At 45.2% G+C, this 17,155-nt stretch carries 18 protein-coding genes, 1 tRNA gene and 1 pseudogene; 2 read left to right on the top strand and 18 right to left on the bottom strand.

The genetic code is table 11. The features are described from left to right. Positions 1 to 4 precede the first annotated feature (4 nt). The 4 genes from nusB to TM_RS08970 all read right to left on the bottom strand — a co-directional run bounded on the left by nusB (position 5) and on the right by TM_RS08970 (position 3,372). Positions 5 to 433: a transcription antitermination factor NusB gene (nusB, locus tag TM_RS08985; protein WP_004082311.1), complete on the bottom strand. Its 429-nt coding sequence runs from the start codon at positions 431 to 433 to the stop codon at positions 5 to 7. Positions 434 to 454: 21 nt separating this feature from the next. Next, positions 455 to 820, bottom strand: a complete 366-nt coding sequence (locus tag TM_RS08980) for an Asp23/Gls24 family envelope stress response protein (protein WP_004082310.1) — start codon at positions 818 to 820, stop codon at positions 455 to 457. Positions 821 to 834: 14 nt separating this feature from the next. After that, positions 835 to 1,392, bottom strand: coding sequence for an elongation factor P (gene efp / locus TM_RS08975; RefSeq protein WP_004082309.1), 558 nt, complete (start codon positions 1,390 to 1,392; stop codon positions 835 to 837). Between the two features lie 72 nt (positions 1,393 to 1,464). Beyond that, positions 1,465 to 3,372, bottom strand: a complete 1,908-nt coding sequence (locus TM_RS08970; protein ID WP_004082308.1) for a transketolase — start codon at positions 3,370 to 3,372, stop codon at positions 1,465 to 1,467. Positions 3,373 to 3,488: 116 nt separating this feature from the next. On the opposite strand from TM_RS08970, the gene uvrB reads away from it, so the two are divergent. Next, the gene (gene uvrB, locus TM_RS08965; protein WP_004082307.1) at positions 3,489 to 5,483 is read left to right on the top strand and encodes an excinuclease ABC subunit UvrB; all 1,995 of its coding nucleotides are present in this window, start codon (positions 3,489 to 3,491) and stop codon (positions 5,481 to 5,483) included. Between the two features lie 16 nt (positions 5,484 to 5,499). Here uvrB and TM_RS08960 read toward each other — a convergent pair. The 9 genes from TM_RS08960 to buk (TM_RS08920) form a co-directional block, all read right to left on the bottom strand. Further along, positions 5,500 to 5,577, bottom strand: a tRNA-Asp gene (locus tag TM_RS08960). A gap of 38 nt (positions 5,578 to 5,615) precedes the next feature. After that, positions 5,616 to 6,176, bottom strand: a complete 561-nt coding sequence (locus TM_RS08955; RefSeq protein ID WP_004082301.1) for a 2-oxoacid:acceptor oxidoreductase family protein — start codon at positions 6,174 to 6,176, stop codon at positions 5,616 to 5,618. Between the two features lies 1 nt (position 6,177). Further along, positions 6,178 to 6,921 (bottom strand): thiamine pyrophosphate-dependent enzyme, encoded by a 744-nt coding sequence (locus TM_RS08950; protein ID WP_004082299.1) that lies wholly within the window; start codon positions 6,919 to 6,921, stop codon positions 6,178 to 6,180. Further along, positions 6,912 to 7,973, bottom strand: a complete 1,062-nt coding sequence (locus tag TM_RS08945; protein ID WP_004082297.1) for a 3-methyl-2-oxobutanoate dehydrogenase subunit VorB — start codon at positions 7,971 to 7,973, stop codon at positions 6,912 to 6,914. Before TM_RS08945 ends, TM_RS08950 begins: the two co-directional genes overlap by 10 nt. A gap of 12 nt (positions 7,974 to 7,985) precedes the next feature. Continuing rightward, positions 7,986 to 8,219 carry a 4Fe-4S dicluster domain-containing protein gene (locus TM_RS08940; protein WP_004082295.1) on the bottom strand — a complete coding sequence of 78 codons (234 nt, stop codon included), beginning with the start codon at positions 8,217 to 8,219 and terminating at the stop codon, positions 7,986 to 7,988. Continuing rightward, entirely contained in the window at positions 8,216 to 8,872 is a 657-nt protein-coding gene (locus tag TM_RS08935; protein WP_004082293.1) for a hypothetical protein, read from the bottom strand. The genes TM_RS08940 and TM_RS08935 overlap by 4 nt, the downstream gene beginning before the upstream one ends. Then, positions 8,841 to 9,968, bottom strand: coding sequence for a butyrate kinase (gene buk, locus TM_RS08930; protein ID WP_004082291.1), 1,128 nt, complete (start codon positions 9,966 to 9,968; stop codon positions 8,841 to 8,843). The genes TM_RS08935 and buk (TM_RS08930) overlap by 32 nt, the downstream gene beginning before the upstream one ends. A 4-nt stretch (positions 9,969 to 9,972) precedes the next feature. After that, positions 9,973 to 10,854, bottom strand: coding sequence for a phosphate acyltransferase (locus tag TM_RS08925; protein WP_004082289.1), 882 nt, complete (start codon positions 10,852 to 10,854; stop codon positions 9,973 to 9,975). After that, positions 10,851 to 11,924 (bottom strand): butyrate kinase, encoded by a 1,074-nt coding sequence (gene buk, locus TM_RS08920; protein ID WP_004082288.1) that lies wholly within the window; start codon positions 11,922 to 11,924, stop codon positions 10,851 to 10,853. The genes TM_RS08925 and buk (TM_RS08920) overlap by 4 nt, the downstream gene beginning before the upstream one ends. A 129-nt stretch (positions 11,925 to 12,053) precedes the next feature. Here buk (TM_RS08920) and TM_RS08915 point away from each other — a divergent pair. After that, positions 12,054 to 12,311, top strand: a pseudogene (locus TM_RS08915) (excinuclease ABC subunit B); the annotation flags it as partial. Positions 12,312 to 12,356: 45 nt separating this feature from the next. On the opposite strand, the gene TM_RS08910 reads toward TM_RS08915, so the two are convergent. Genes TM_RS08910 through TM_RS08890 form a run of 5 tightly spaced genes read right to left on the bottom strand, consistent with a single transcriptional unit; the run spans position 12,357 to position 17,148 of the window. Then, on the bottom strand, positions 12,357 to 13,346 hold the full coding sequence (locus tag TM_RS08910; protein WP_004082285.1) for a glycoside hydrolase family 5 protein: 990 nt from the start codon (positions 13,344 to 13,346) through the stop codon (positions 12,357 to 12,359). Then, the gene (locus TM_RS08905; RefSeq protein ID WP_004082283.1) at positions 13,339 to 14,292 is read right to left on the bottom strand and encodes a glycoside hydrolase family 5 protein; all 954 of its coding nucleotides are present in this window, start codon (positions 14,290 to 14,292) and stop codon (positions 13,339 to 13,341) included. The genes TM_RS08910 and TM_RS08905 overlap by 8 nt, the downstream gene beginning before the upstream one ends. A gap of 59 nt (positions 14,293 to 14,351) precedes the next feature. Then, positions 14,352 to 15,311, bottom strand: coding sequence for an ABC transporter ATP-binding protein (locus TM_RS08900; protein WP_004082282.1), 960 nt, complete (start codon positions 15,309 to 15,311; stop codon positions 14,352 to 14,354). Next, complete coding sequence (locus tag TM_RS08895; RefSeq protein WP_004082281.1) at positions 15,308 to 16,282, bottom strand: ABC transporter ATP-binding protein; 975 nt, start codon at positions 16,280 to 16,282, stop codon at positions 15,308 to 15,310. Before TM_RS08895 ends, TM_RS08900 begins: the two co-directional genes overlap by 4 nt. Beyond that, positions 16,279 to 17,148 (bottom strand): ABC transporter permease, encoded by an 870-nt coding sequence (locus tag TM_RS08890; RefSeq protein WP_004082280.1) that lies wholly within the window; start codon positions 17,146 to 17,148, stop codon positions 16,279 to 16,281. Before TM_RS08890 ends, TM_RS08895 begins: the two co-directional genes overlap by 4 nt. Positions 17,149 to 17,155: the final 7 nt, after the last annotated feature.

The raw sequence follows: 17,155 nt of genomic DNA, 5'->3' as shown, positions 1-17,155 counted from the left end.
ACCTTCAAAGTTCGAATTTTTCTTTTGGAGCGTGTTCTTTGGCGATTCTGTCCAGTATTCCGTTGACGAATTTTCCACTGTTTTCCGTGCCGTATCTCTTGGCTATTTCTATGGCTTCATCGATGGTCACTTCTATGGGGATGTCCTTTTCGAAGAGAAGTTCATAAGTGGCGAGTCTCAGAACGTTTCTGTCCACAACGGATAATCGGTTCAGAGACCACTTTTCTAGGTATCGGGAAATGAGATCGTCTATCATGGAAAGGTTCTCTTTTATACCTCTTATGTAGCGCCGGGCGTCTTCCTTTGCCTTTTTATCGTAGGTTTCGTCCAGAATTTCCTCGAGAATTTGTTCAAGATCTTCGTCTCTTCTGAATTCATGCTGAAACAGGGCTTTGAAGACAGCAAGCCTCATTCTTCGCCTCGGTGTTTTCATGTCTGGATCTCCTTTCCAGATTTATTCTTTCTTTTCTTCATCCTCCTTGATTTCTTCTGGTTCTTCTTCCAGCTCCTCTTCTTTCTCAAAAACGTTCTCCACCGTGACGTTGATGGATTCCACTTTCATGGATGTCATCATTTCGACGTCGTGTTTGACTTTTTCAGTGAGTTTGGAAACGTATTCCGGAATCGGTTCGCCGTAGGGCACATCGATTTTGAACTCGATCACAAGGCTGTCATCGGGGTTTCTGGTAACATCGAGGCTCTTTCTGATCTTCTTGATAACCTTTGAGCTCACATCTCCCAAAAACTCTTCGATGCTTCTGATTGCGATTTCTTTTATCACTCCGTCGGATATTTCGATGTTCTTGTATTCTTCCGCCATAAAGATCCCCCCTTTTATGCTCTTCCAACGTACTCCCCTGTTCTCGTATCAACTTTTATTTTATCACCAACTTCGATAAAGTATGGCACAGTGATCTTCAGCCCAGTTTCAAGGACCGCTGGTTTTCCTCCCCCGGAAACGGTGTCGCCTTTAAAGGATGGTTCTGTCTCTACCACTGTCAGTTCGACAGTGGTTGGAAGCTCGATTCCTATAGGTGTTCCTTCGTGAAACACAAGATCCACTTCCATATTTTCGACCAGGTAGTATTTTGCATCACCTATTTCCTCTTCACTGAGAGCATACTGCTCGTAGTCATCGAGAGTCATGAAATAATAGTGATCTCCGTCTCTGTAAAGATACTGGGCTTTTCTAAAAGAGAGCTCTGCTTCCTGTACCTTTTCACCGCTTGGGAAATTCACTTCCCTGACGAATCCTGTTTTTACATTCTTGAGTTTTGTTCTGATGAGTCCGCTTCCTCTTCCCATGAAGTGTTTGCTCGCCTCGAGGACTCTGTATATTTCTCCATCGTAGATGATGAACATACCCTTCTTCAGATCACCTACTTCGATCATCTGAGCACCTCCTCACAACAAAATCTACGAGGGGATTTCCTCCCCTCGTAGAATTTTATCATGAACGATTTTTTAGAGCATCTCTCTGAGTCTGGAAATTATTCCATCTTTATCCAGGCCGTAGAGTTTGTAGAGCATCGTGTAACTGCCGGACACGGCGAATTCTGGAACACCTACTCTCACGTATTTCTTCGGGATGATGCCGTTTTCAAGAAGGGTGGTTCCAAGGAAGCTTCCAAGTCCTGTGAAAACGTTGTGATCCTCCACAACGAGAACGGGTTTTCCATCGACCATCTTCAAGGTCTCTATATCGAGATCCACCGGACAGGAGACATTCAGAACGGCTACGTTTACTCCTTCTTTCTTGAGTTCGTCTGCGGCATTTACGGCTTCACAGAGTGTAGAACCGTAAGTTATGATCACCGCGTCGTCACCTTTTCTAACGACATCGATCTTCCCATATTCGAAGGTGTAACCCTCTCCGAAGAAAGGTTTCCCGTTTTCATCGAGGATGATGGGAAGCTTAGATCTTCCCATGGCGATTACGAAGTTCCCGTATTCCTTCGCGGCGTATCTGACAACTCTATCCGTCTGGTTGGGATCACCAGGGACGATCACTTTGAAACCGTACCAGTTCATCGGCCCGGAAACGTAGTCGAGTCCGTGATGAGTTTTTCCGTCCTCTCCCACGTTGAGTCCGCAGTGTGTGACAACGACTTTGAGGTTCGTTCCATTGATGGCGTTCAGCCTGTGCTGGTTGTAGGTTTCAGAAATTCCAAAAACACCAAAATCAGCGAAGAACGTGATCACACCCTCTGCGGAGAGTGCCCCCGCCATAGCGGCAGCGTTGTGTTCCTGAACGCCCACTTCCAGGAGTCTCTCAGGGAACTCTTTGTCGAGCAGGTCGAGTTTGACCGATCCCTTCAGGTCGCAGTCCACAGCGACGATGGGTGTGGTTTCTGGATTGTTTACGTTCTTCTTCACCAGATCCAGAATAGCTTTTCCGAATGCGCTTCTGTTGTCAGTGGGTGAGGTGTAGGTGATGGGCTCTCCCGTGTCGATCTTGATCGGGTAAGTTTTGTAGACTTTCTTGTGTTTTTCCACTGGAAGTTGTTTTCTTTTTTCGATGTACACATCAACATCGTTTTCAATTCCGAGTTCCGCGAGGGCTTTTTCGAGTTCTTCTCTGTTCAAAGGCTTTCCGTGGTATTTCACCTCGTTTTCCATGAAAGATACGCCTTTTCCCATGACCGTTTTGGCGATTATGGCAACGGGATTCAGTTCGTCTTCTACCGCTTCTTTCAGTGCGAGATAGATCTGTTCGTAGTCGTGCCCATCGATCTCGATGACCCTCCAGCCGTCCGCTAAGTAGTTTTCCTTTATGTTCACGGGCATGACGTCTCTGGCACGGCCACTGATCTGGGCGTCGTTGTAGTCGATGATCACTGTGAGATTCGTGACACCGTACTTTTTCGCCACTCTTCTTGCCTCCGCCACCTGTCCTTTTGCCTGTTCTGCGTCACTCATGAGAACAAAGACGTGGTAATCTTTTCCTGTGAACCTGGATGCGAGGGCAAAACCGAGTCCGGCTGAAAGACCCTGACCGAGGTTTCCGGTTGTCCAGTCGATGATCCCAACACCTCGGGTCACGTGTCCTTCAAAAACGGAAGCGGGGTGTCTGAATCCTGCGAGGACTTCATCGAGATCGACAAACCCCAAACGAGCCATAGCTGCGTAGACACCCGGAGAAGTGTGTCCATGGCTGATCACGATTCTGTCTCTTGCAGGATCATCGACGGGTCTGAGTTTTGCGTACTTGAAGACGGTAAGATAAAGATCGATCGAAGACATGGATCCTCCAGGATGGCCTGAGTTAGCTATGTAGGTCATTTTCAGTATGTCGCCACGGCAGAGCCTTCCGAGTTCTTTCAACTCTTTGAGTTCGCTTTCTGGAAGTTTTTCATAGGGAAACCTTTCCATCGTTAAACCTCACCTCCCACAACTGGGTCATAATATTGATCAAGAGATAGTTGTATCTGTCCTTTGAGATTCTACCATTATAGATATGTTAAAAAGTTTTCCAGGAGGAAAAAATTGTGTTCAAGCTGGTGAGTGAATTTGAGCCAACGGGTGACCAGCCACAGGCCATAGAAAAACTTGTAGAAGGTTTGAACAGGGGAATGAGATTTCAAACGCTCCTCGGTGTTACGGGGAGCGGAAAGACTTTCACCATGGCCAACGTGATAGCGCGTGTGAACAGACCCGCCCTTGTGATCTCACCGAACAAGACGCTTGCCGCCCAGCTTTATCAGGAGTTCAAAACGTTCTTCCCGGAAAATCGAGTGGAGTTCTTCATAAGTTACTACGATTACTATCAACCGGAGGCCTATATTCCAACGAAGGATCTTTACATAGAGAAGAACGCTGACATCAACGATGTGATCGTGCGAATGAGAATGTCCACGTTGAAATCTGTGAGAACTCGTCGCGATGTGGTGGTAGTTGCGAGTGTTTCGTGTATTTACGCCACGGGAGACCCGAACGATTTCGATAGGATGAACATAAATCTCGCTGTTGGAGATAGAATAGACGTTCTGGAACTCGCGGAAAGACTGGCAAGGATAGGCTATCAGAGAACGGAGGATGTGTCTCTTTCTGGATGTTTCAGGCTGAAGGGAGACACGGTGGAGATCTACCCGACGTATCAGGATGAAGGGATCAGGATCGAATTCTTCGGAGACGAAGTGGACTCGATAACGTTGATAGACAGATTCAATCGCACCACACTGGAGCACCTTGACAAGATCATCATCTATCCCGCCGTTGAATTTATCACAACGGAGGAGAAACTCAAAAGAGCCGTCGAATCAATAAGGGAGGAGCTTAACGAAAGACTCTCAGAGCTCAAAAAACAGGGAAAGATCCTCGAGTACGAACGCTTGAAGCAGAGAACTCTGAACGACATAGAGCTGCTGGAGACCATGGGATACTGTCCTGGAATAGAGAACTACTCCAGGCACTTCGATGGAAGAAAGCCGGGAGAGCCTCCGTACACTCTTCTCGATTATTTCGATAAAGATTTCATCGTTTTCATAGACGAGTCACACATCACGGTTCCTCAACTCAGGGCCATGTACAACGGAGACAGATCCAGAAAGAAAAATCTGGTCGAATACGGTTTTCGTCTGCCTTCCGCTTACGACAACAGACCGCTGACTTTCGAAGAATTTTTGAAAAAAACAGGCCAGATCATCTTCGTTTCCGCTACGCCGGGAGACTTCGAACTCTCGATCTCTGAACAGGTCGTCGAGCAGATCATTAGACCCACAGGACTCGTGGATCCAGAGGTGGAGGTACGTCCCACCGCGGGGCAAGTGGATGATCTTGTGAACGAGATCGTGAAAGTGAAAGAAAGAGGGGAGAGGGCCCTCGTTACGGTGCTCACCAAAAAAACGGCAGAGCTTTTGAGTGAACATCTGACGGAACTTGGAATAAGATCGCTCTATCTTCACTCCGAACTGGACGCCATAGAAAGGGTTGAGGTCCTGAAGAAACTGAGGCGAGGAGACGTAGACGTGGTCGTTGGTGTGAACCTTCTGAGGGAGGGTCTCGATCTTCCCGAGGTGTCACTGGTAGCGATCATGGACGCGGACGTGGAAGGCTTCCTGCGATCTGAAACAACGCTCATCCAGATTATAGGGAGAACCGCAAGGAACGTCAACGGGAAGGTCATCATGTACGCCGACAGGATAACAAACGCGATGAAGAGAGCCATCGAAGAAACGAACAGAAGAAGGAGAATTCAGCTCGAGTACAATAGAAAACACGGTATCACTCCACGTTCCGTGATAAAGCCTCTGGAGATAGAAGTATTCGAACAGTTCATGGTGAAAGAAGAGCCTGAGAGGTACGGAGACACTGTGAAAAACATCTTTGAGATGAAGAAAACGCTCTCCCCAGAGGAGTACATGGCCGTTCTCGAAGAGGAAATGTATCGGGCTGCAAGTGAGCTCAGGTACGAAGATGCAGCGGCCTTGAGGGATGAGCTGTTCAGAATCAGGGAAGAGATAAAAAAGAAAAAGGGGCTCTGAGCCCCTTTCTTCTTTCTGGCGGGGACGACGGGATTTGAACCCGCGACCACCGGTGTGACAGACCGGCATGCTAACCAGGCTGCACCACGTCCCCTGAACCGAATACTATTTTCTCAGAAAAGTCACGGGTTGTCAAGAGGATTTGTGGTGCAAACTACCGATGAACTCCCTGCCTTTTTTTATAGCGATCAGATCGATTTTGAGAAGATCTTCCTTGGTTTTTGAAAGTTTCTCTCTGAGTACTTCTTCTACAGCTTCAAAGCTCACTGTTCTTGTTAGTTCCAGAAAGGCTCCGAGCATCACCATGTTCGCGGCTTTCACGCTTCCCGCTTCTTCCGCCATTTCGTTCGCTGGTATTTCGATCGTTTCTATATCGTCCCTTTCTACGATTTGTTCAACAACAGAAGAATTGACCAAGAGCAGACCACCGGATCTGAGTTTTGCTCCAAATTTCATCATGGAGGGAAAGTTCATTACTATCACTTCCGTGGGATGATCAACCACGGGGGAAGTGATTGGTTTTTCATCCACGATCACGGTGCAGTTGGCGGTTCCTCCTCTCATTTCGGGACCGTACGAAGGAAGCCAGGTGGCGTTTTTCCCTTCTTTAACAGCAGCTGCGGCAATTATCTGTCCTGTGAGCATGATTCCCTGACCACCAAAGCCGGCTATTATTATCGCGTGATACGCCATATCAATCGCCCACCTTGTCAACAAAAACTTTCGGAGGAAATTCCTTTACCATGTTCTCTAGAAGCCAGTTTTGAGCTTCCACTGGACTCATCCCCCAGTTTGTAGGGCAGGTGCTGAGCACTTCCACCATTCCGAATCCCAATCCCTTTATCTGTGCGAGGAAAGCTTTCTTTATGGCTTTTTTTGTGTTCAGAATATCCTTTGTGGTACTCACCGTTGTACGTTCAAGGTAAGCGACTCCATCGATCGTACTCAGAGCTTCAGAAACGTGAAGAGGATATCCGTCATTTGCTGCGGTTCTACCGTATGGGGTCGTGGTGGTTTTCTGCCCCAAAAGGGTGGTGGGTGCCATCTGTCCACCCGTCATACCGTACACCGCGTTGTTGACAAATATCGTTGTCAATTTTTCTCCTCGGTTCGCCGCGTGGATTGTCTCTGCGATTCCGATGGCCGCGAGATCCCCATCTCCCTGATAGGTGAAGACTATCATGTCCGGGAGTGCTCTTTTTATACCGGTTGCCACTGCGAGTGCTCTTCCGTGCGGGGCTACCGTCCCATCCACATCGAAAAACTCGTAAGCGAAAACAGAGCATCCGACGGGGGCAACCATTATGGTTTTTTCCTGAATGTCCAGCTCATCTATCACTTCTGCTATCAGCCTGTGTATTATTCCATGGTGGCATCCTGGACAGTAAGTGAATTCTCTATCACTCAAGGCTTTCGGTCTTTTGAATATCACTTCCATTTCCTCACCTCCTTGAAAGCAAACAGTATTTCTTCGGGTGTTGGAACAACTCCTCCCATGCGTCCGTAGAAGTGTACCGGCACTTTCCCTTCTACCGAAATCTGAACGTCTTCGACCATCTGTCCGGAACTCATTTCCACAACGAAGATGAGTTGCACTTTTTTGGCCAGTTCTTTGAGCCTTCTTTTCGGGAAAGGCCAGAGTGTCACAGGTCTGAACAGGCCAGCCGGTATTCCTTCTTCTCTCAGAGAGTCCACAACGCTCTTGAGGATTCTTCCCATCGTACCGTAGCCAACCATCAGATACTCTGCACCATCCACTCTGTACTCTTCCCATCGCTGTTCTGACGCTTCTATCAGCCTGTACTTTTCCTGTAAGCGCTTGTTCATTTTCTCAAGACCGACAGGATCTATGTTGAAAGCGGCTATTCTGTGCGGCTCTCTGTTTCTGGCACCTCGAAGTGCCCAATCCGAATGATCTGGAAGGGTGGACAAATCTCTCATCTCCGGCAGCTCAACAGGTTCCATCATCTGGCCGATCATTCCATCCGCCAGTATGAGAACGGGATTTCTGTATCTGTCAGCGAGATCAAAAGCCAGCTGGGTCAGATCCACGGCTTCCTGAAGTGTTGATGGTGCAAGAACGATCAGTCTGTAATCCCCGTGGCCTCCTCCTTTCACGGCTTGAAAATAATCACCCTGAGAAGGCTGGATGTTTCCAAGTCCGGGACCTCCACGCACCACGTCGACGAAAACGCAGGGAAGTTCTGCGCCTGCAATGTAGGAGATCCCCTCCTGCATCAGGCTGAAACCAGGAGACGATGTCGATGTCATAACACGTTTTCCGGTGCAAGCGGCTCCATAAACCATGTTGACCGTTGCTATTTCACTTTCGGTCTGAAGGAAAACACCTCCTACTTCAGGAAGTCTTCTTGCCATGTATTCTGCTATTTCGCTCTGGGGAGTGATTGGATAAGCAAAGTACAATCTGCAACCCGCTCTTATCGCAGATTCCGCTATCGCTTCGTTTCCTTTCATCATGAGTTTTTTCATAAGCACCACTCCTCAAACCTTTACGTTGGTTTTCTTCTGAACCTCTCTGAACACGGTTATACAAACATCCGGGCACGTGAGATAACAGAAACCGCAGGCTATGCAGTCATCTCCCCTGTACACCGCGGGGTGATAGCCTTTCGAGTTGTATCTGTGGGAGAACTCGATCACCTTTGCAGGACACACGGAGATGCATAGACCGCAACCCTTGCACCTTTCTGAATCGATCGTTATGTAGCCTCTCATGTTCTCATCCCCCCGATTCCCAGTTTTCTTTTCATGAACCTTCTGATGCTGAAAAGAGGATAGTCAGTCTCAGGAGGATCGATCAGCTCTTCTGGAACCACGGTGAAAAGAACCTTTATCCCTGTTTTCCTGGAAACTTCTGAAACTATTCGTTCTCCCTCAAGAACAACTTCCGCTGTGGTCATGTCTCCAAGATTGGAATTGTTTATCAGGAAATCGATCTTCATCTTGGAAAGAGTGGATATCTTCTTCAAGTTTTCGATGATATCTTCCGGACGTTCACAGAACGGTCTGAAGGCATTTACGACAAAATAAGTGTGAGTGTTTTTTCCATTCATGAGATGTCTTAGGGCTCCTACCGCTTTTGCTCCGTCTTCTCCTCCCGTGTCGATGACGGCTTCTTCACTGGACAGCCAGTCTGTGTTCTTTGGTATGATCGGCAAGTCGCTGTATCTGAGGTTGTCTCCCACTGTCACAACGTGGATTCCGAGTTCTTCTAACTTTTTCTTCAGGTCTCTCAATCTGAAATAAGGTGTTACCACATCCAGATCGACCAGTGATACGTCCTTCCCCGAACTCTTCAGTTTTAAGGCCAGATTGATCGATATTTCTGTTTTTCCGCTACCGTAAGATCCCATCAAGATACGAATCATACCTTTCTCTCCACCTTCGAGATTCTTCAGAATAATTTTTTGGCTTTTCTTCACCTCTCAGCACCCGCAGTGCCGAAAGGGCAAGTGCTTTTTCCTCGTTGCTTCCTGGAAAGACAAGTACCGGTGCTATGAAACTCACCCTTTTGGTGATCCATGGAACCAGAAACTCTTTTTCATGAGCCAGACCACCTGTGAGAACTATGAAATCAACCTCACCTTTCAAAACGGCTGCCATCTTACCTATCCACTTGGCTATCTGATAGGCCATCGCTCTGTAAACCCTCTTCGCCCACTCATCACCCTGTTTGATTCTTCTGACCACCTCTCTGGCATCGCTGGTTCCAAGATACGCCACGAGTCCACCGTTTCCCACGATACGTTTCTTCATCTCTTCGTAAGTGAATTTCCCGCTGAAACAAAGGTCAACAAGCTGTGTCAGAGGTAGCGTTCCGCTTCTTTCAGGTGTGAACGGTCCGTCCCCGTCCAGAGCGTTGTTCACGTCGATCACTCTTCCCTTTCTGTGTGCGGCGATTGATATGCCCCCACCCATGTGAGCCACAACGAGGTTCATCTCTTCGTATCTTTTATTCATCATCCTGGCAACTTCTTTTGCAACGGTCTTCTGGTTCAAAGCGTGAAATATAGATTTTCTCTGATAGTTTGGATGTCCGCTGACACGTGCAACATCTTCCATTTCATCGACAACGACGGGATCCACCACGTAGGCTGGAACACCCGTTTCAGACGAGAATCTGTGGGCTATGATCGCTCCCAGATTCGAAGCGTGTTCTCCGTTTTTTCCTGATTTCAGGGTTTTTATCATTAGGCCGTCCACCAGATACACTCCCCCGGGTATGGGATCGAGGAGTCCTCCTCGGCTGACAAAAGCGGAAAAAGAACTCAGACTGTATCCAGTTTCTTCGACGAACTGTCTCGCTATCTTTTCCCTGAATTCAAGCTGATCCAGGATTTTCTGGAATCTGCCGAGTTCATCCGGTGAATGACTGAAATTTTGCATCTTCACCATTCTTTCGTCTTCGAATATGGACAGCTTTGTGGATGTAGAACCGGGATTTATGGTGAGGATTCTGAACACACGATCACCCCTTTTTCTGTGCGACCAGTACGCTCAAAGCGATGGAAAGGAATCTCGTTTCCTCGTCGTCTGCCCTGGAGGTGAGGACAACTGGTACTCTGCCACCGACAACAACGATCGCCGCTCTCCCGCGAGCCATGTATACGAGCGATTTGCTGAGGATGTTTCCTGTTTCTATGCTGGGAACTATCAGTATATCGGCATCTCCCGCTACTGGACTGTTCCCTGCTTTCGAAGCCAACTCTTCACTGATAGCCAGATCGAGTGTTAAAGGTCCGTCAACGATGCAGTCGTTCCTTTGCTGGAATATTTTCGACAGTGCGGCAATCTCGAGAGTTAGAGGACTTTTCAGATCACCCGTTCCCAGGAGTGCGATCTTTGGTTTCTCTATGCCGAGGGCTCGGGCGACCAGAATCGAGTTTTCCACGATGTCCATTCTCTGCTGAAGATTTGGTGAGATGACGAGTCCACCATCCGAGATGATCAGAATTTTGTGGTATCCAGGGACTTCATGGACGCTGACAGCAGAGAGAGTTCTACCCGTTCTGAGACCGTACTCTTTCTTGAGAAACACGGAGAACAGATCGCTTGTTTTGATTTTTCCTTTCATCAGTATCTGCGTTTCATTCCTTGATACGCTTTCGACAGCTTTCCTGACCGCTTCGAAAGGATCCTCAACGTGAACGATTTCTGCTTCCAGTTCGAGGTTCATTCGTTCCACGAGTGTCTCTATATCTTTTCTCTTTCCAAAGAGCACCGGATCTACGATTTCTTCCTCCTTAGCTCTTGCAACGGCTTTCAAAACCTCTTCATCCTCTGCTGCCCCAACGGCGATCTTCATTCTTTTTCCCCGAACCAGTTCAACCATCTCCAGAAGATTCTTCATTCGACCACACTCCGATAGTCCATCGCTTTTTCCTCTCCTCTGAGCACCCTCAAAACACCGAGCGCGAGGGCTTCCATTTCCAGCTCTCCTGGAATCACCTCTACTTTTCCGAACTTTTCGATGTAATCTGTGATCATCCGGACGAATCTGATTTCGTGGGCCATACCACCCGTTATCACTATGGCGTCGGGTTTTTCTCCAAGGACAGCGCACATTCCACCGATTTCTTTAGCGATCTGATAGGCCATGGCTTCAACGACCAGTTTCGCTTTCCTCGAGGTTTCCATACTATCGAGGGCTTTCTTGAGGTTCTTTGTTCCAAGGTACGCCAGGAGCCCTCCTTTTCTGGTGAATTCTTCTTTCAGTTCGGCGGCTGAGTGTTTACTGGAGTAGGCCGTCTTCACAACGTCTCCAACGGGAAGCTCTCCCGTTCGCTCTATACTGAAGGGTCCTTCGTCGTTGGCGTTGTTCACGTCTATTATCTTTCCGTTTTTACAGGCACAAACAGAGATTCCGCTTCCAAGATGTGCCACTACGATCTTCACTTCTTCTGGTGTTTTGCCCATCTCTCTGGAAACCTTTCTCAATACCGCTTTGATGTTCAGAGCGTGAGAATAGCTTTTTCTTTCGATTTCAGGGATGCCAGAGAAACGCGCCTCATCACACATCTCATCCACTGAAACCGGATCTACCACAAAACAGGGTATCCCGTGGGGTTTTCCCAGTTTGTAGCCGATTACGGCTGCCAGATTGGATACATGATCAACGGGAGAACGATTGATGAGGTAATCCACCATGTATTCATTTACAACATAAGTTCCCCCCGGAACCGGCTCGAGTACACCACCTCTGGCAGCGATCGCGCTGAAGTCTTCTATCCTGTAGCCGACCTCGTCTATGAAGTCTTCCACCGCTTTTCTTCTCAAAGGTTCCTGATCCATAGACCTTTTGAATTTCTTCAGCTCTTCAACGCTGTGGGAGACGTTCTTTTCAGCGATCTTTTTTTCATCTTCGAAAACTGCTACTTTTGTGGAGGAGGAACCTGGATTTATCACGAGGATTCTGTACATCCGATCACCTCTTATGTTGACAAAAGATTACACAAAGTTTTATGTAATGTTCCATAAGAATATTACCATACAGAAACATCAAGATCAAAATTTGTCAACATTTTGAGAGAAGAAGAAAAGCAGGTTAATTACAGGGGTGTGAACCTTCTGAGGGAGGGTCTCGATCTTCTCGAGGTGTCACCGGTGGCGATCATGGACGCGGACGTGGAAGGCTTCCTGCGATCTGAAACAACGCTCATCCAGATTATAGGGAGAACCGCAAGGAACGTCAACGGGAAGGTCATCATGTACGCCGACAGGATAACAAACGCGATGAAGAGAGCCATCGAAGAAACGAACAGAAGAAGGAGAATTCAGCTCGAGTACAATAGAAAACACGGTATCACTCTTCAGATTGCTTGATTACGTTTCCTCGTCTTAAGGCATAACTTGCTAATATTTTCTCAATAGTTCCAACATTTTCCTATCCAGTTTATGTCCATACCATTCTTCGTATTCAACGTCTTTCCTTTCCGAATCTAAAATACCAAAAGGACCTCTAAAATTCCATAAGGCAAACCCTATGTTCAAAGTTTTAAAAATTTCTAAAAGATCTTCAAGCCATTTTAAAACCACATCGTGAGGTGTTTTGTTGTAAGCTCCCATTTCTCCACAGAATACTTCTATTCCTTTTTGTCTGAGTTTTATCCACGTTAAATAATGTTCCAATAACTTTTCTCTGTTCCAGTATTCCCCAAAATGCCATCCATTTGGCCACTCAGGAACAGGAAAGTCCTTACTATCCACCCATTCCGCTTTGTAATGAGTAACACTGAAGGGAATGTACCCTCTGCATGATTGCACTGTATTCTCAATTGTTAAATCATCCACTGGAATATTCCCATAGCCTAATCCATCTATTATAATTAATCTTTCGGGATCTATTTTTCGAATTTCTGTAATAGTTCTCTTGATAAGAGAGTTGTGATCTTCAACACTCATGATTTGTGGATCAGGAAATGGAGGCTCATTTATTAAGTTAAAACTCAGGTGTGTGGAAGAAATTCCTTTGTAACGACGTGCGATAAAAGACCAGTGATGAATGAACGCTTCTTGAGCTGTTTCATCTTTCCACAGATTGGTTTTCTCTTCTACTTCCTTGTTAACAGAATAGCCAGGTGCCCTGTGAAGAGAAATACATATATGTATTCCATATTTCTCTCCCCAGAAAATTACACGATCGATTTTCTCAAAAAAATCTTCTCTGATAATAAATGGGTTGCCCCGGTCTGACCAGAGAAGATGACACATAGGGATTCTAACAAAATTAAAGTCCCACTGAGCCATCCACAAAAAATCTTCCTCTTTAAAATTTCCTGTACTTTTAATGGAAAAGGCCTCCAGAAGGTTGAAACCACGCCATCTTGGAATGGTGTTATTCAATGCTATCTCCTCCTATTAAAGCTTCTAAAAGATCTTTATTCCAGGTTTTTCTCAGAGTATCATAAACACCAAAACCGGAACAAAATTCCCAGTATGCCCAGCTCCATCTCCTTTTCTCCATTTCGCGAACGACAAAGGAGGTCCATTTTATTCTTGATTCAAGGTCAGCTTTTCTGTAGGCACCAAACTCACCTATGTAAATTGGTCTTTTGTTCTTTTTTGACCATTCTTCTATAAAATTGAATTCTTCTATCAAATGTTTCTGATCATCTGGAGATCCCCACTTTCTTCCCAACCATTTCTCAGATCCTTCCACCCACTCAGCTCCTTGATGGGTAAATTCGAAAGGATTGTAGTAGTGAATTGTAACTATAGAATTTTTTTCCCATTTTGGGACAGACAGTTTTTCAAGGGCAGATATACCCCCCCATTCAGCTGTGCCTATAATTATAGTGTGCTTTTTGTCAATTGATCTTATAACTTTTAGAGCTTCCTCAAGCAGTTCATTCCATTTTTCCGGAGTAAGATTTCCGTGAGGTTCATTCAGAATTTCAAAAAATAGAGTTTCGGGATAGTCTTTATAACGATCAGCAATTTGTTTCCAAAGAGCAAGAAATCTTTCCTTGTGTTCTTCTGGATCATTCATTAACTCCTCGTAGTGATGAATATTTATAACAACAGCCAGTCCTCTTTTCAGGGCTCCGTTTATCACTTCATCCACTCTTTTGAAGAAGCGATCCATGATTTTATAAGGAGGAAACGCGTAAGCGTGCGTACTCCATCTTATTGGAATTCGAACATGAGAGAAACCGGCTTCTTTTATAATGTCGAAGAACTCATCTTTTATCACCACTCCCCAGTCTCCCTCATTTGGTGCTTCAAGCGCATTTCCTATATTAATGCCTCTTCCCAATATTTTGTTCCTTTCAAAAGGATCAACACCCATAACAATACCTCCCATTATCAAGATCATAAGCAAAAACAATAAAAAATTTTTCAAGAAAATCACCCCCTATAGCTTCTGACTAAATGACAAGACACAAAATGATTTTTTTCCACTTCTGTGAGTTCAGGTTCTTTTTCAAAGCAGATTGCCTTTTTTTCTGTACATCTAGTTTGGAATCTGCATCCTTTAGGAAGATCAATTGGAGAAGGAAGTTCACCTTTCAATGAATAAAATCTTTGTTTTTGACCGTCCCATGGAATCTTAGGAACGCTCTTCAAAAGTGCTCGAGTGTACGGATGAATTGGATTTAAGAAGATTTTATCTACATCTCCATACTCAACAATTTTCCCGAGATACATAACAGCTACTTTATGGCTTATATGTTCGACTACTGCAAGATTGTGTGCAATGAAAAGGTATGAGATACCCATTTTCTGCTGTATTTCTTCAAGAAGATCTATTATTTGTGCCTGAATCGAAACGTCCAAAGCAGATACTGGCTCGTCACAGACTATAAATTTCGGATTCAGAGCTAAAGCTCGAGCTATTCCTATTCTTTGCTGCTGCCCTCCGGAAAATTCGTGTGGAAAACTGTTAATGAATTCTCTACCTATTCCCACCATATCTAAAAGTTCTTCTACTCGTTTTCTCCTCTCTTTTTTCGTTCCAATTTTGTGAATTATGAGAGGATCTTCTATAATTCTTCCAACAGTCATCTGTGGATTCAAAGATCCTAAAGGATCCTGGAAGATTATTTGCATCTTTTTCCTATAAGGTTTCATCTCCTTGTCATTCAAGTTTGTTATATCTTTTCCTTCGAAGAAAATCTTACCGCCATCAGGTCTGAGGAGTTTGAGAATCGTTCTCCCCAGAGTCGATTTTCCACAGCCGCTTTCACCGACCAACCCAAGTGTCTCTCCTTCTTTTATTTCTATTGATATTCCATCAACTGCTTTAAGTATTCTTTTCCCCTGAGGAAAATATTTTTTTAAATCTACGGTTTGTAAAAGAGGCTTCATTTTGATTCCCCCTTGATCAAATGGCATGCAACACGATGATTTTCAGAAATATTTACGAGGGGCGGTTCTTCTCTTTGACAAATTTCCATTGCAAAACTACATCTCGGGTGAAATTTACAACCAGAAGGATGTTTCGTGGGGTTTGGTGGGTTTCCCGGTATTGGTACCAGTTTTTTTCCGCGGGAGCCTATTTCAAGGGTAGAGTTCAACAAACCCTTGGTATAAGGGTGTAGGGGTGTTTTTAAAATTTCTTCTACTGGTGCTTCTTCAACAATTTTTCCGGCATACATTGTAATTATTCGATCGCAAAAATTCGTTGCCACAGAAAGATCGTGTGTTATGAATATAACACTCATACCGTATTCTTCTTTCAATTCCTGAAGTAGTTCCATTATTTGTGCCTGAATAGTCACATCTAAAGCAGTTGTTGGCTCATCAGCTATTAAGAGTTTAGGATGGCATGCAAGTGCCATTGCGATCATTACTCTTTGTCTCATTCCGCCAGAGAATTGGAACGGATAGTTCAGAAATCTTTTTGGTGATTCAGGGATTCCAACACGTTCCAGGAGTTCTATAGCTCTTTCTCTGGCTTCTTCATTCTTCATAAGTCGATGCCAGATGATGGGTTCCATTACTTGAATTCCTACTCTTATTATTGGATTAAGAGAGGTCATTGGATTTTGAAAAATGATGCTTATATCTTTCCCTCTTATGTTTCTCAATTCTTCTTTATTCAATTTCAAAAGGTCTTTTCCTAGGAATATAGCCTCACCATCAACGATTCGCCCGTTCCGATTTATCAATCTCAAAAGAGAAAGGACTGATACAGACTTCCCAGAACCACTTTCACCAACTATTCCAAGACTCTCGCCTTTGTTCAATTTGTAGCTGATTCCATCCACTGCTTTGACAATACCTTCAACTCTATGAAACTCTACCTTGAGATTATTCACGTTTAGCAGTTCCATCATGATATCTCACTCCTTGGATTAAAGGCATCTCTTAAGCCATCTGCAAGAAACGTGAAACTTATCAAGGTAAAAGCAAAAGTGACAGCAGGAAATATTAGCAGATGAGGGAACGCCATCATCATCCCGATCCCTTCACCTATAAGATTTCCCCAGCTCGGCATCGGAGGCCTTACCCCCATTCCTATCACTGCTAAACCACTTTCAGTCATCATTGCTCCAGGTACTCCGAATGCAAGATTCACAAGAATGGGTCCTATCATATTGGGAAGAATATGTTTTCTGATGATATAGAAGGTGCTGGCACCAGCGGCTTTTGCAGCTTCAACAAATTCGCTATTCTTCAGATACAACACTTGCCCTCTTACAAGTCGGGCCATTCCCGCCCATCCGGTCAATCCTATAGCTAAGAAGATGGTGAAAAGCCCCCTGCCTAAGGCTGTAACCAGTATCACGTTGAAGAGAAAAGTTGGAAAAGCAAACATAATATCTACAATACTCATAATAAATTTGTCTATCCAGCCTCCCTTGAAACCAGCGACAGCACCCAGAATGCCTCCTATGATCAGGACAACAAATTGAGAACCGAAACCTATAATACATGCGTTTCTCAAACTATACAGAATTCTACTGAAAAGATCTCTTCCCAATGCGTCAGTTCCGAATATGAAATCCTTGCTTGGTCCCTCGAAAGCCCTGATATAGTGAGGCTCGTCGTAAGGATATGGAGCAATATAGGGAGCCAGTATTGCAAGTGCTATAAGGATTAAAACAAAAACTCCCCCTATTACTGCCATTTTGTTTTTTTTGAATCTTAACCAGAAGGCTTTCCAGTAACCAATGGATTCCGTTTTATTTTTTCTTAACATGCCGATT

The sequence above is a fragment of the Thermotoga maritima MSB8 genome (assembly GCF_000008545.1).
Taxonomy (GTDB): domain Bacteria; phylum Thermotogota; class Thermotogae; order Thermotogales; family Thermotogaceae; genus Thermotoga; species Thermotoga maritima.
Note: the sequence above shows the minus strand (reverse complement) of the source record. Positions and strands in the feature narration are given on the sequence as shown.

Bases quoted from the DNA above. Each gene is read 5' to 3' on its own strand.
- nusB (WP_004082311.1), bottom strand. From the start codon at position 433: ATGAAAACACCGAGGCGAAGAATGAGGCTTGCTGTCTTCAAAGCCCTG.
- TM_RS08980 (WP_004082310.1), bottom strand. From the start codon at position 820: ATGGCGGAAGAATACAAGAACATCGAAATATCCGACGGAGTGATAAAA.
- efp (WP_004082309.1), bottom strand. From the start codon at position 1,392: ATGATCGAAGTAGGTGATCTGAAGAAGGGTATGTTCATCATCTACGAT.
- TM_RS08970 (WP_004082308.1), bottom strand. From the start codon at position 3,372: ATGGAAAGGTTTCCCTATGAAAAACTTCCAGAAAGCGAACTCAAAGAG.
- TM_RS08955 (WP_004082301.1), bottom strand. From the start codon at position 6,176: ATGGCGTATCACGCGATAATAATAGCCGGCTTTGGTGGTCAGGGAATC.
- TM_RS08950 (WP_004082299.1), bottom strand. From the start codon at position 6,921: ATGGAAGTGATATTCAAAAGACCGAAAGCCTTGAGTGATAGAGAATTC.
- TM_RS08945 (WP_004082297.1), bottom strand. From the start codon at position 7,973: ATGAAAAAACTCATGATGAAAGGAAACGAAGCGATAGCGGAATCTGCG.
- TM_RS08940 (WP_004082295.1), bottom strand. From the start codon at position 8,219: ATGAGAGGCTACATAACGATCGATTCAGAAAGGTGCAAGGGTTGCGGT.
- TM_RS08935 (WP_004082293.1), bottom strand. From the start codon at position 8,872: ATGATTCGTATCTTGATGGGATCTTACGGTAGCGGAAAAACAGAAATA.
- TM_RS08925 (WP_004082289.1), bottom strand. From the start codon at position 10,854: ATGAAGAATCTTCTGGAGATGGTTGAACTGGTTCGGGGAAAAAGAATG.
- buk (WP_004082288.1), bottom strand. From the start codon at position 11,924: ATGTACAGAATCCTCGTGATAAATCCAGGTTCCTCCTCCACAAAAGTA.
- TM_RS08905 (WP_004082283.1), bottom strand. From the start codon at position 14,292: ATGGGTGTTGATCCTTTTGAAAGGAACAAAATATTGGGAAGAGGCATT.
- TM_RS08900 (WP_004082282.1), bottom strand. From the start codon at position 15,311: ATGAAGCCTCTTTTACAAACCGTAGATTTAAAAAAATATTTTCCTCAG.
- TM_RS08895 (WP_004082281.1), bottom strand. From the start codon at position 16,282: ATGATGGAACTGCTAAACGTGAATAATCTCAAGGTAGAGTTTCATAGA.
- TM_RS08890 (WP_004082280.1), bottom strand. From the start codon at position 17,148: ATGTTAAGAAAAAATAAAACGGAATCCATTGGTTACTGGAAAGCCTTC.